This window comes from Rhizorhabdus sp. P4_G5 (genome assembly GCF_056401065.1).
This window is the reverse complement of sequence record NZ_JBFUKB010000002.1, coordinates 144,737-157,485: the sequence shown is the minus strand read 5'-3', so window position 1 is coordinate 157,485 and position 12,749 is coordinate 144,737. Positions and strand designations below refer to the sequence as shown.

Here is a 12,749-nt window from a genome sequence, read left to right as displayed (position 1 = left end):
CTGGCGTACCAATCGGTACGCCTTGTCGCTAGAAGCCCGGCAACAGGGGAGGCGGCCATGATGCCGTCCCTGTCGTGGAGACCGTTTATGGCATATCTGCAATCGGACCTGCCGCCCTCGACCGCACCGGGCGCATATCGCGGCACTGCGCGTCCCGCCACGGCAAGACTCCCACGGCGGCGCGCTCGATCGAAGCTGCCGACGTTGATAGCAGGAGCCTTCGTCCTGTTGCTGCTGCTCGCAATCCCGGGCTATATCGCAGCGCGCGCAACCGCGTCGATCGCGATGGGCATCCTCGCCGCCGATCTGCTCTTTCTGATTGCCGTCGCCGGCTGGTCGGCCGTTGCGGGAGGCGCGCGCCGCTAATGAGGAATTCGGAAGTTGAGGTTTTGCTGCTCGCCGCCACAAGCCGTCGCGCCGTCCGGCCGGTAACTCTTGGTGTAGGTGAAGTTCTTCGCGACGCCGACTGCAGCATCGCGGAATACGAACGGAGGATAGGCGATGATGGCGCGTTGCGCCGCCGTCCGACCATCTGCTTCGATGTCATATTCCAGCCTCACCCACCCTTCGAAGCCCATCTCAAGCGCTGCCGTGGGATAATCACCAGAGTCGAGGCCCATATGTAGCAAGGCCGGCTTGGCGTCGATCAGAGCGCATTGTTGGCTGCTTAGCCCACTTTGCTGATAGGTCGCGGCAGCACTGGCGATATCGCCCGCTTCCGCCTGCAGCGCAGCCAGCCGCACCAACGCGCCGATGCGAAGGGGATTGGTCCTACCGAGCCGATCGTCGTCGATCACCTGGCGCAGGAGGACGCTGGCGTCGGACGGAGCCTGCGCGCGTACGATCGGTTCCGCAATGAGCAGTTTCAGCGTATTCGCAACGACCGCATCCGCAGCCACCCCGGGCTGGTCCAGCAGCGTGCGCAACTGGCTTCGATAGGTGACGGCGCCGGATTTTCGCCAGAGCGGAACTTCGGCGGCCAATTGCGTCTCGATCGACATCAGCGCCGGCAGCGGCGCACCCGCTCGAATGGCCAGGTCGCGGGCCTGAGTAAGCCACATTTGTCGATCGTCCGGAGTTGCTACCGTCTCTCTGCCAAGAGCGAGCAGGACCGGTATCGCGGATATGCCGCCACCCGTGGCCTGTCGACGCGCCAGTTCGGCCTTCAGCGGCGCGAATCTGGCCGCATCGCTCGCACCCTCGGCGGCAGGCGGGGCGTGCGACGCCAGAAGCCATTTATCAAGACTTGCCGCCAGCGCCTGGCCGATCGGTGGACGCTGCGCGCTTGTGGAACAGCGAAGTTCGACCCGCGTGATCAGGCGGAATAGTTCTGGGATTTTGGCCACTTGCTCGGATCGCCACGACCAGCCGGTCACCGCGCGAGCAAATTCGAATGCAGCCTGTCCGTTGGTGGACGCATATACCGGCGTGACCCTGCCGACCGATCCATCCGCTCTGATGCTGAACTCAACCACCGCGACATCGTCCGGCTGAAGATTTGCGGGTCCGCCACAAGGCGGGGGAAGCATATGGACGGCAGTCTGGAAGGGCGCTCTTTCGATACGGCCCGCACCGGTATAGGCGAGATAGTGGCGGGCATCGTCCCGTTTTCCGGAGAGTAGTGCCGCTATGGCAAGGTCCGATCGCGTCACGATCTCCGCCGCACCAACCTTGAGATCAAGGCCGCCCTGGTTAGTCACGGCCTTTTTCAGCAACGCATATGCTTCGATGGAGAGGCCATGATTGAGCATCGCCCGCGCTCGCAGCGTCTGAAGGTTGGCGATGTTGGTCTTTTTGGGGCTGTCCACTTGAGCTGCGACGATCGCCAGCGCCTGATCAGCGTATCGGATTGCCGCATCGCCGGGATCGAACATCGTGCTGCAGCCGAGCGCGACAAGTGCGCTGGTTCGATTTGCCACATCATCGGCGAGATCCAGCGCCCGCTTGAACTCTTCCGTAGCGGCGGCATAGTCGAGATGGGCGATGGCCAGATTGCCCAGCTCCATCTCCGCGAGAAATCGGTCGCGGCGAAGTTCGGGACGGTCTGACGGTACGCCCTTCAGACCCAGCCGCAGAGTCGATTCTCCCTCCTCCAGTCTCTCCATGCGGGCGAGATCGATACCTTTGCGCAGGCGTATCGTGCCGAGGACCAGCGCGCTCCGCTGAACCCCCGGGAGTTTCTCGAGGGCCTCGAAGCCGCGAACGGCTTCATCATAGCGTCCGGCATCATGCGCGGCCGTCGCGCTGTCGAACTGCGACTGCAGCGAAGCAGCCGGAGCGGCGGGCCGCGCTGGAGGGCTCTCTGCCATCGCCGAGCCGGCCGCCAGCAGCATCGCGGCAAGGTTGCTGATCATATGTTTCCCCGTTTGCCGCAGCCTATCCGAGAAAGCATGAGGATCAAGCCGGCGGCCGTGTCGGATTGCTCCACTCTGGGAGCTATTCCGCCCTGCGGCGCATCCCGTCTGCCAGGATGCTGCCGCGTCTCATAGGAAACCGGCGTTAGTCTCCGAAACATCGGGGCGCGCTGGAGCTTGTGCCGTTGATTTCTGCACAGGAATAGGTTTTTTGATAATAATGCTGCAGCGCGGGAATCGCCGCTGGACAGCCGCTGCCAAGGCAGGTGTCTGTTGCGTAGCTGAAATGAAGGTGAGGATCGGGTCGACAGTATCAAGGGAAGCTCAGTGAGCGGTCTCGCCAAGCGTATCGACTGGTTCAAGGCGAGCATATTGCCGCATCGGGGAGCATTGCGGGCGCGTCTGCGCCGCGCGTCGCCGTCCGAGGCGGATCTCGATGATCTGGTGTCCGAGATATTCGCGCGGGCCTATGGTGCCGAAGATTGGACGAGCATCGCTGATGGACGGCATCATCTCTTTCGCATCGCCCGCAACATGTTGATCGATAATGCGAGGGGCAACGCGATGCTGCCTTCCGACAGCGTAGCCGATCTCGACCAATCCCAGCCTGACAGCCGAGCCGAAGCCGGGATCTCGGCGCGCGACGAATTGCGCCAGATGCAACGCGTGATCGAGGCTATGCCGCCGCAATGCAGGCGTGTATTCGTGCTGCGCAGGGTGCATGAGCGCTCGATTGGGGCGATAGCGGCGGAGATGGAACTGTCGCTGTCCACCGTCGAGAAGGATCTTGCCAAGGCGATGCTGTTGCTCAGCCGGGCCATCGCCGAGATGGAGGAGGGGGTCTTTGAGCGTGGCGAATCCGCCGCAGAGCGACGAAGAGCGCCGGCAGGAAAGCGCGGCGAGCTTTTTCGTCAGGATGCTCGATGACCCCGCCGATGTCGTCCGTGCCGAGATCGAGCAATGGCTGACTGCAGATCACCGCAACGCGGTCGCCTTCGCGCAGGTCGCGAGGGCATGGGATCGGGCGGGCATGCTCCGTTCGGTCGCGCCGTCCCCCGATCATGATCCCCATCGTTCCCCCGGTGAGCCGGTGCTTCCGCCCGATCATGGCCAGCAATAACCGCTGGATGGCGGTTGCCGCCGCTATGCTGGCGATGGCCGCGCCGGCCGCAGCGGCGACGCTCCAGCAGCGGCTGCTCACGCTCGACAGCCATCTCGATACCCCGGCGTCGCTGGCGAAGCCCGGCTGGAAGATAGAGGATCGCCACGCTTATGCTCAGGACTATAGCCAGGTCGATCTGCCGCGAATGAAGTCGGGAGGGCTCGATGGCGGCTTCTGGGCGATCTTCACGCCGCAGGGGCCGCTCGATGATGCCGGCTTTGCCCATGCTCGCGACTATGCGCTCCTGCGCGGCATGGCGATCCGCGAGATGGCAGCGGCCGATCCGAAGAATTTCGCGCTGGCGGTGAACGCCGCCGATGCACCGGCCATCGCCGCCCAGGGCAGGCGCGTCGTTTATATGAGCATCGAAAACGCCTATCCGCTCGGGCACGATATCAGCCTTCTGGAGACCTTTCACGCGATGGGCGTGCGGCTGCTCGGCTTTGCGCATTTCACCAACAACCAGTTCGCCGACAGCTCGACCGATCCCGCGGGTCCGAAATGGGGCGGGCTCAGCCCGGAAGGCAAGGCTTTGCTCGCGGAGGCCAACCGGCTCGGAGTCGTGCTAGATGCCTCGCATTCCTCCGATGCGGTGTTCGACGATTTCCTGCGGCTGTCCAAGTCGCCCTTCATCCTGTCGCATTCCGGCTGCAAGGCCGTCTTCGACCATCCGCGAAACATCGACGATGATCGGCTGCGCAAGCTGGCAGCGGCCGGCGGCGTCATCCAGATCAACAGCCTTGGTGCCTATCTCCGCAAGCTGAATAACGATCCCGAGCGCGGCAAGGCGCTCGACGCGCTGGCGCGCCGGAGCGAAGGCGCACCACTTGGCGTGGGATCCTATCGCGCCCTGCTCGCCGAGCGCCACGCCATCGATATCGCCCATCCCGCCGAACGGGCCAGCTTCGACGATTTCATGGCTCACCTGCTCCACGCGCTGAAAGTGGCCGGCGTCGACCATGTCGGAATCGGTTTGGACTGGGATGGCGGCGGCGGCGTGGTGGGGCTGGAGGATGTAACGGGCCTCCCCAAGATCAGCGCCGCACTGATCAAGGCCGGCTACGGCGAAGCCGACCTCCAGAAAATCTGGAGTGGCAATCTACTGCGCGTGATGGCGGCGGCGCAGGCCGAAGGCGCGCGCGAGCGAGGCGAGGCGCCATGAGGTGACGGCCGGTCTGCTGGCCCCGCGCCTCATGGAGCCCTTCGAAGCGATAGCGCCCGGCGGCGTGCCTGTGCCGCTGGTGCGGATGGGCAAGGCCATTGCCTTTGGCGCCGATTTATCGTCATCGTGAAAGTACCGATGATGATCGCCCGTACCTTCCAAACTCCATCTCCAGCCACAGGCGAAGCCAGCGTTGTTCGGCAGGGAAGATCTGCATGACCGACCGGCCGGCGCAGGCCTATCCGGAACTTTCCTGGTTGCCCGATCCGCTGCCGACCTGGGCCGCCGAGCTTGCCGCCGAGGTGCCACCGGAGCAGGGCTGGCAGCATCTGATTGCGCTTGCCGCCTGGCGGCTGGGCGGTCTGGCGACCGTTCGGCTCGATCGCCGCCTGCAGCGCCTGTTCGGAGACGGGCCTCCGCCTGATCTCTCTACCCGGCCGGTGCGCCTGGCGGTGCTCGCATCATCGACGGTGGATCACCTGCTGCCCGCCTTGCGAGTCGCCGCCCTGCGGCGCGGCCTGTGGTTGACGACCTATGTCTGCGACTATGGCCAATATCGGCATGAGCTGCTCGATCCCGGTTCCGCGCTCCATGCCTTCCGGCCCACCGCGATCCTGTTCGCGCTGGACTCCCATCATCTCGCAGGGAGCTTCCGCGTCGATGAATCCGCCTCTGCGGCAGACAAGAGGCTCGACCGGCTGGTCGACGATCTTGCTTCGCTGTGGAGCAAGGCGCGGGCATCGTTCGGCTGCGCGATCCTGCACCAGATGGCGTTGCCGGTTTTCCCGGTACTGCTGGGCAATGCCGAGCATCGGCTGGCCGGTTCTCCCGCTGCGGCCATCGCTGCCCTGAACCAGCGGCTGCGTCTTCGCGCGGATAGCCAAGGCGTCGACATCGTGGCGCTCGACAGCCGCGCCGCGCAGGACGGCATAAGGGCGTGGCACGATCCGGTGCTGTGGCACCGTGCAAAGCAGGAACTGCACCCGCTTGCAGCGCCGGTCTATGGCGATCTGGTGTCGCGTCTGCTGGCGGCGCAGCAGGGCCGCTCGTTCAAATGCCTGGTGCTCGATCTCGACAATACCCTGTGGGGCGGGGTGATCGGCGACGATGGCCTGGAGGGGATATCCCTCGGCCAGGGGAGTGCGCTCGGTGAGGCCTATGCGGCGTTCCAGCGATATGTCCTCGACCTGTCGAAGCGCGGGATCATCCTCGCCGTCTGTTCGAAGAATGACGAGGCCAACGGGCTCGAGCCGTTCGACAAGCATCCCGAGATGCTGCTCCGCCGATCCGATATCGCCTGCTTCGCGATCAACTGGTCCGACAAGGTCGCCAACATCCGCTACATCGCGGAGCGCCTGAACATCGGTCTCGATGCGCTGGTGTTCGCCGACGACAACCCGTTCGAGCGGAACCTGGTCCGGCGAGACCTGCCGATGGTCGCGGTGCCCGAGCTGCCCGAGGATCCAGCTCTATACGCCGAGTGCATCGCGTCCGCGGGCTATTTCGAGAGCGGCCAGCCGACGGAGGAGGACCTGGACCGAACGCGCCAATATCAGGCGAACGCCGAGCGCGAGGAGCTGCGCGGCGCGACGACCGATCTCGAATCCTATCTGCGCAGCCTCGACATGGAGATGCGGTGGCGACGTTTCGACGCCATCGGCCAGTCGCGCATCGTCCAGCTGATCAACAAGACCAACCAGTTCAACCTCACCACGCGGCGCAGCAGCGATGATGAGGTGGCGGCGCTGAGCACCGACGATCGCGCGCTGACCCTGCAGATCCGGCTCGTCGACCAGTTCGGCGACAACGGGGTGATCGCGATCGTGACCGGCCGCGACGGTAGGCCAGGCGACATCGTCCTCGATACCTGGCTGATGAGCTGCCGTGTGCTGGGCCGCCAGGTGGAAGAGGCGACTCTCAACCTGGTCGCGGCCGAGGCGCGACGGCTCGGCGCGTCGCGTCTCATCGGCGAGTATATTCCGAGCGCGAAAAACGCCATGGTGCGCGATCATTATGCGAAACTCGGATTCGCGTTGCTCGAGGACGGCGGGGAAGGAGTGACCCGCTGGGTCTTGCCGCTGGACAGCTTCGCGCCAAGACCGACTTTCATTCGTAGCGTAGGGGGGTGAACTTCATGGATCAGGCGCAGGTAGCGGCGCAGCTATCGGAGATATTGGGCGAGGTTCTCGACGAACCCGGTCTGGTGCTGACGCCGGAGACGACGGCGGCCGACGTCGCGCACTGGGATTCGATGACCAACATCACCTTCGTCGTCGAAGTCGAAAGCCGCTTCGGCATCAAGTTCAAGACCGCGGAGATCGAGGAAATGCGCAACGTGGGGGACATGATTGCGATGATCCGGGAGAAGCTGGCCAGATAATCGATAGCGCGGGGCGGGGGCCATGCTGTTCAATTCCTACGAGTTCATCCTGGCGTTCGTTCCGATCGTCGTGGCGATCTATTATGCGTTCGGCACAGCGCGCCGGTCGGCGGCGCTGTTGTGGCTCGTCTTCGCCTCGCTGCTCTTCTATGCGTGGTGGCGCCCGCTCAACGTCGCGCTGATCGCGCCGTCGATTGCCATCAATTATCTGCTCGTCACCCTGCTGCTGCGCCTCGACGATCGCCGGCCACGGCTGGCGACGGCGCTGTTCTGGGTAGGGATAGCGTTCAATCTCGCCTTCCTGGGCTATTTCAAATATCGCAATTTCTTCTTCACCACGGTCAACGATGTCACAGGCAGTTCCTTCTCGCTCGACGATCTGATCCTGCCGCTGGGCATATCGTTCATTACCTTCCAGAAGATCGCGCTGCTCGTCGACGTGCGGGCCGGGCGGGTCGCCAAGGTGAACCTCCGCGACTACGCGTTGTTCGTCCTCTTCTTCCCGCAGCTGATCGCCGGGCCGATCGTCCATTATCGCGAGCTCATGCCGCAATTCGCCGCCGCCGATGGGCGCGCGCGGAGCGAGGATTTCGCGGTGGGGCTGACGCTGTTCTTCACCGGCCTGTTCAAGAAGGTGATGATCGCGGACCCGATCGCGGCGCTGATCGGCCCGACCTGGACTGCAGCGAGCGTTGGTGGCCATCCCGGGCTGGCGCAAGCCTGGGGTGCGGCGCTGGGCTATATGCTTCAGCTTTACTTCGATTTTTCGGGCTATTCGGACATGGCGATCGGCGCGGCGCGGCTGTTCGGCATCAAGCTGCCCTATAATTTCGATTCGCCGCTCAAGGCCACCAGCATCATCGATTACTGGTCGCGCTGGCACGTGACGCTAACCCGCTTCCTGACCGCCTATATCTTCAGCCCGATCAGCCTCGCGCTCACCCGCAAGCGCGCCGCGAAGCGGCTACCGGGAATGGCCGGCCGCCGCACCACATCGAAGGCATTTTTCGTGCTGCTCGCCTATCCGACGATGACGACGATGGTGCTGGCCGGCGTGTGGCACGGCGCGGGGTATCAATTTCTGCTGTTCGGCGTCTTGCACGGGGTGGCGCTGGTGATCAACCATGGCTGGCGGCTTCGTCGCCCGCTCTGGTGGCCAAGCGGCAGCACGGCCGCAATGCTCACCAAGCCGGGATCGTGGGCGCTGACCTTCCTGTTCGTGGTCTCGGCCGAGGTCTTCTTCAGGGCTTCGTCGGTCGGCGCCGGAATCGACATCTTGCGGGGCATGGCCGGGGTCAATGGCTTCACCCTCCCGGCGGCCATCGCGGCCAGGCTTGGGCCCGGCCTGCCGGTCGCCGCCGCTTTCGAAAGTGGAGTCGAGTTCGCCCAACTCTGGGGTCTGATGGCAATCGCGTTGTTCGTCGTCCTGGCGTTGCCCAACAGCTATGAGATGCTCGCCGATCATGCTCCCGCGCTCGGCTTCAAGACTCGCCCGTCGGGCCAGACCCGATTGCTCGGGTGCATGACCTGGGCGCCCTCCGCGCGCTGGGCTGTAGGGCTCTCGGGCGTCACCGCGCTGGGCCTGCTGTCGCTGAATCGCGTCAGCGACTTTCTGTATTGGCATTTCTGATGGCGCGGGTCTCGGGGATGCTGGTCTATTGCAAGCGCTGGCTCGCGGCCTTGCTGCTGCTGGTAGCGATTGTCGCCCTGGTCAACGGGCTCGTCGATCCTTATCTCGTGATCGGCGCGCCCCGGATTACGGGCGTGAACGCCGCGAAGCCGGTGACGATCGATCACACCCAGCTTGCCAAGAACCATCTTGTCCTGCGCATGCCGGCGCGGGGCCTGATGCTGGGCAGCTCGAAGGTTGAGGTCGGCCTCGATCCTGCCAGCACTTCCTGGCCCGCTGACGGCCGTCCAGTCTTCAACTATGGCATACCCGGCAGCGGCATCCGCGATGCCACCGCCAATCTGCGCCGCGCCATGGCGCAGCATGCGGTGCGACGCGTCCTGGTTCTGATCGAGCTCGAAGAATATATGCGCCCGGAAGCGGCTGGCGCACCGATCAGCCCGGCTCCCGCCCGATTCCCGGCCTTGGGCGACGGGGCCGGTGACGTGCTGCTGGCGACTCTGTCGACCGATGCGCTGGTGGCGAGCGCGAAGACGCTGTTGGCGCAGCGTGATCCTAACGTCATCGACCTGTCGCCTGCAGGCACAATGAGCGAAGGCGGATTCCGCAGGGTAGCGCTGTCAGACGGCTTCGACGCCCTGTTCCTGCAGAAGGACCGCATGCTGATCGCCAGCTTCGCTGACATGGCAGCGAGGCTGAAGGCCAACCCCGATGCGCCGCTGGCGCACCTTGCCGATCTGGAGGACCTGATCAGGCTGTGCCGCCAGCATGGCATCACGCTCGACATCGCCATCGCGCCTTTCCACGCCGATTATCTCGACGCCCTCGATCGCGCCGGCCTCTGGCCGCGCTACGAGCAGGCCAAGCGCGCGCTGGCCGTGCTGGTGGCCGAAGCGGGGCAGGGACAGGTGCCGCTATGGGACTTCCTCGGATATGACAGCTTTTCGACCGAGCCCGTCCCCGATCCGGGCGACCGCTCGGGTTCGACCCGCTGGTTCTGGGAACCGAGCCATTTCAGGCAGCGCCTTGGAGAGAAGATCCTCGCCACGATCTACCGCGGCGACCGGGCCTATGGCGTGCCGCTGGCACCAGGCAGCATCGATACGCGATTGCTCGCCGAGCGGCAGGCGAGACGCATCTATCGGACAGGCGGCAGAGCCGGGCTTGACCGGCTGGTTCGCGCCAGCCGCTAGCCTCGGCGTTCCGTCCGCTGCCGGCGGGTCAACCGACCTTTCGGGGCGCCGTGGCCGGTTCCGGCAGCGCATAGGGCATGATCATGGTTCCATCCGGCGCTGCGGTGAAGGTCGTCTGGGTCGGATAGGCGAACATGATGCCTTCGCGCGCAAATGCCTCCAGGATCGCGATGCATATCTCGTGACGGACATGGTTGAACACCTCGCCATCCTCGTCGATCACGTCGAACAGCAATTCGAAATCGAGGCTCGACGCGCCGAAATTGATCATCTGACAATGCAGGAAGGCGCTCTTGTCCTGCCGCGTCACGATCGCCTTCACCAGATCGGGGAGCCGGCGCAGCACCTCGGGCGGGGTCTGGTAGGTCACACCGAGCATCAGCGTCGCGCGCCGGCGCATGGTGTGCGCCAGATTGTGCAACTCCTTGTTGAGCAGGTTGGTGTTGGAGATCACCACCTCCTCGCCGGTCGCTGCGCGCAAGCGCGTGGTCTTCAGACCGATCGCCTCGACGGTGCCGGTTGTCTGGTCCCATCTGACCGTGTCGCCACGGCGGAACGGCTTGTCGAAGATTATGGCGAGCGACGCGAACAGGTCGGAGAAGATGCCCTGGGCGGCGAGGCCGATGGCGATGCCGCCGATGCCGAGGCTGGCGACCAGGCCCGTGATGTTGACCCCAACATTGTCGAGGATCAGGAGGGTCGCGACGATGAAGCATATCGCGGTGACCAGCACGCGGATCAGGCCGATCGCCGATCCGAGCGTCGAGGAATTGCTTTCGTCCTCGCCGGCCCGATGTTCGGCGATGCCGATCAGTATCTCGCGCGTCCACAGCGCAGCCTGGATCGCGGTCGCGACGATGAACAGGAAGCGGACGGTATCCGCGACCATCGCCGGCGGCATCGCATAGCCGCTGACGATCCTGGCGGCGAGCATGATGATGAAGAACAGGTTGGTGCGTGCGACGGCCCGGCCGAGGATGCGGGGCCAATGGCCGATATGCCTGCGCCGGCACATTCTCGTGCCGAGCATGCGGAGGCCGAACAGGCCCACCACGATCATCGCGCCCGCTATGCCCGCCAGGGCGATGCTGAGATAATGGCTGGTCGTCCAGCCTATGATCTGGGTCCATAGCTGCTGCAAGTCGGTGGCCGACTGTATCAGGGGATTACCCCCGCCGTTGCTGGTCAAATCGCCGTTCACTTTCATTCGAACACCCGTCATTTTCCGCTCATCGTTCCCCAACGAGGCTGCGTTCGGCGCCGTTCCGCCATAGTCGGCTGGGGCGTGGGAGCTTCGGGATGAGGTTCCTCTTCCTGTGCGATCTGCGCTTCGGTTTCGATTTCGCGCCGGCGCTTGCGGAACGGATTCCAGGCCCGCTTCTTGATATGGGTCTGCACATAGCGATCAAAGCCGATCTCCACCGCGATCATGAAATAGATGAACGGCTGGAAGGCGATGCCTACGAACGAGCAGCCTAGCATATAGATCAGATGGCCGTTCTGGAGCGCGGCCGCCAGCGGCGAGACCCAGGCATTTTCGCCCTGGTGCTTGCGGTAGGTTCGTCGGATCACCTCCATCCGGACGATGCCGATCAGGTGCACCATCAGGAAGATCGCCAGGCCCGGATAGCCCTGTTCGCCGAGCATCTCGAAATAGGCATTGTGGAACGCGCGGCCGGCATCGTAGCCGATCATCTTGACCACGGTGCCGTCGGCGGTCTTATAGCTCATGTCGATCTCGAGCTTGTTGCCGATGTACGAATTGAAGCCGCCGCCGAACGGGTGATCCTTCGCATATTCGATCGTCCACTTCCACACCGCCAGCCGGGTCGAAGCGGAAGCATCGGCGTGGTAGCCTTGGATTGTGTCCATCCGCTGCGTGTAGCTTTTGGGCAGGAAGGGAATGCCGCCGATGACGATGGCGGCCATGATGGCAAGATAGGTCATCCGTCGCCGCGCCGCGCGAAGCTCCAGCACGGCCATCAGCACGATGCATAGCAGCCCGGTGCGGGTCTGGGTGCCGATCGGGATCAGCAGGCAGGCGAAGGCGAAGGCGTACCAATAGAGTCTGGAGAATATCGTCGGAACCACGATCGTGGAATATTTCGCCATGTACAGGATCAGCGGGATCGACGAGATCGCGAAGGCCGATATGGTGCTGCTTTCGTACATGCCGCTGTTGTTGGCGACCATGAGGTTGAGGGTGCCATAGCCGCCGCCGCCGGCCAGTGTCTTCATGCCGCCGACGATCGCGATCGATGAAATCGACAGCAGCATGAACAGCAGGATGCCCTCGATGCGCACGCGCGTATAAAGCGTGACGGGCATGAAGATGGCGAACACCATCGCCTTCCACACCCAGTCCCATTTCTCCGCCGCGGCATCGGGATAGTCCGCGGTCGCCGTCGTGTAGGCGCACAGCAGCAGCAGGATGATCAGCAATATCTGGCGTGGGGTCGGCTTGCTCAGGCTCTTGTCGTCGTTCATCGCCCAGCCGGCGAACGACGCCACGAAGACCATCAGCGATATCGGAACCGAACTCAGCAGATAGTAGGACAGCCGCTGCGGCGACACGATATCGACATAGATATAGGTGCACAGAAACAGGAAGGGCCGGCGAAATCCCAGGAGCATGATCCCGACCAGGAAGCCGATCAGGAAAAGGTCACGCACGGTTCGAGCCAGGCCTGATTTCGCCGGTTTCCACCCCGGCGCGTCTTGGCGTCTGCTTTTTGGGGAGCACCGTCTTGAAATGCCGGCCCGTCTCGTTCGGCTCCTCGTTGAGATGAGGATGGACGAGCATCTTTAGAGCGACGAAGCCGAGCAGGAAATGGGCCAGTAATAGCGACAATGTGTCGATCATGAACG

Annotated in this window: 13 protein-coding genes; 9 read left to right on the top strand and 4 right to left on the bottom strand. The window is 63.9% G+C overall.

Annotation, left to right across the window (positions count from 1 at the left end):
• Positions 1-87: 87 nt before the first annotated feature.
• Positions 88-366 (top strand): hypothetical protein, encoded by a 279-nt coding sequence (locus tag AC1DQK_RS03065; RefSeq protein ID WP_477867283.1) that lies wholly within the window; start codon positions 88-90, stop codon positions 364-366.
• Here AC1DQK_RS03065 and AC1DQK_RS03060 read toward each other — a convergent pair.
• Positions 363-2,006 carry a hypothetical protein gene (locus AC1DQK_RS03060; protein WP_477867281.1) on the bottom strand — a complete coding sequence of 548 codons (1,644 nt, stop codon included), beginning with the start codon at positions 2,004-2,006 and terminating at the stop codon, positions 363-365. The genes AC1DQK_RS03065 and AC1DQK_RS03060 overlap by 4 nt on opposite strands.
• Positions 2,007-2,681: 675 nt before the next feature.
• On the opposite strand from AC1DQK_RS03060, the gene AC1DQK_RS03055 reads away from it, so the two are divergent.
• The 8 genes from AC1DQK_RS03055 (at position 2,682) to AC1DQK_RS03020 (ending at position 9,881) form a co-directional block, all read left to right on the top strand.
• A complete protein-coding gene (locus AC1DQK_RS03055) occupies positions 2,682-3,281 on the top strand; it encodes an RNA polymerase sigma factor (protein ID WP_477867279.1) in 600 nt (199 codons plus the stop codon).
• Positions 3,271-3,474, top strand: a complete 204-nt coding sequence (locus AC1DQK_RS03050) for a hypothetical protein (RefSeq protein WP_477867277.1) — start codon at positions 3,271-3,273, stop codon at positions 3,472-3,474. Before AC1DQK_RS03055 ends, AC1DQK_RS03050 begins: the two co-directional genes overlap by 11 nt.
• Positions 3,461-4,678 carry a dipeptidase gene (locus AC1DQK_RS03045; RefSeq protein ID WP_477867275.1) on the top strand — a complete coding sequence of 406 codons (1,218 nt, stop codon included), beginning with the start codon at positions 3,461-3,463 and terminating at the stop codon, positions 4,676-4,678. The genes AC1DQK_RS03050 and AC1DQK_RS03045 overlap by 14 nt, the downstream gene beginning before the upstream one ends.
• Before the next feature lies 1 nt (position 4,679).
• A complete protein-coding gene (locus AC1DQK_RS03040; RefSeq protein WP_477867273.1) occupies positions 4,680-4,808 on the top strand; it encodes a hypothetical protein in 129 nt (42 codons plus the stop codon).
• Between the two features lie 85 nt (positions 4,809-4,893).
• A complete protein-coding gene (locus AC1DQK_RS03035; protein WP_477867271.1) occupies positions 4,894-6,807 on the top strand; it encodes an HAD-IIIC family phosphatase in 1,914 nt (637 codons plus the stop codon).
• A 5-nt stretch (positions 6,808-6,812) separates the two neighbouring features.
• Complete coding sequence (locus AC1DQK_RS03030; protein ID WP_477867269.1) at positions 6,813-7,058, top strand: acyl carrier protein; 246 nt, start codon at positions 6,813-6,815, stop codon at positions 7,056-7,058.
• 22 nt (positions 7,059-7,080) lie between these two features.
• The gene (locus tag AC1DQK_RS03025) at positions 7,081-8,688 is read left to right on the top strand and encodes an MBOAT family O-acyltransferase (RefSeq protein ID WP_477867267.1); all 1,608 of its coding nucleotides are present in this window, start codon (positions 7,081-7,083) and stop codon (positions 8,686-8,688) included.
• Positions 8,688-9,881, top strand: a complete 1,194-nt coding sequence (locus AC1DQK_RS03020; RefSeq protein ID WP_477867265.1) for a hypothetical protein — start codon at positions 8,688-8,690, stop codon at positions 9,879-9,881. Before AC1DQK_RS03025 ends, AC1DQK_RS03020 begins: the two co-directional genes overlap by 1 nt.
• 28 nt (positions 9,882-9,909) lie before the next feature.
• On the opposite strand, the gene AC1DQK_RS03015 is transcribed toward AC1DQK_RS03020, so the two are convergent.
• The 3 genes from AC1DQK_RS03015 to AC1DQK_RS03005 are packed head-to-tail and all read right to left on the bottom strand — an operon-like array spanning position 9,910 to position 12,744.
• A complete protein-coding gene (locus AC1DQK_RS03015) occupies positions 9,910-11,082 on the bottom strand; it encodes a mechanosensitive ion channel family protein (protein ID WP_477867263.1) in 1,173 nt (390 codons plus the stop codon).
• Between the two features lie 17 nt (positions 11,083-11,099).
• Positions 11,100-12,554 (bottom strand): putative O-glycosylation ligase, exosortase A system-associated, encoded by a 1,455-nt coding sequence (locus tag AC1DQK_RS03010; protein WP_477867261.1) that lies wholly within the window; start codon positions 12,552-12,554, stop codon positions 11,100-11,102.
• A complete protein-coding gene (locus tag AC1DQK_RS03005) occupies positions 12,547-12,744 on the bottom strand; it encodes a hypothetical protein (RefSeq protein WP_477867259.1) in 198 nt (65 codons plus the stop codon). Before AC1DQK_RS03005 ends, AC1DQK_RS03010 begins: the two co-directional genes overlap by 8 nt.
• Positions 12,745-12,749 lie beyond the last annotated feature (5 nt).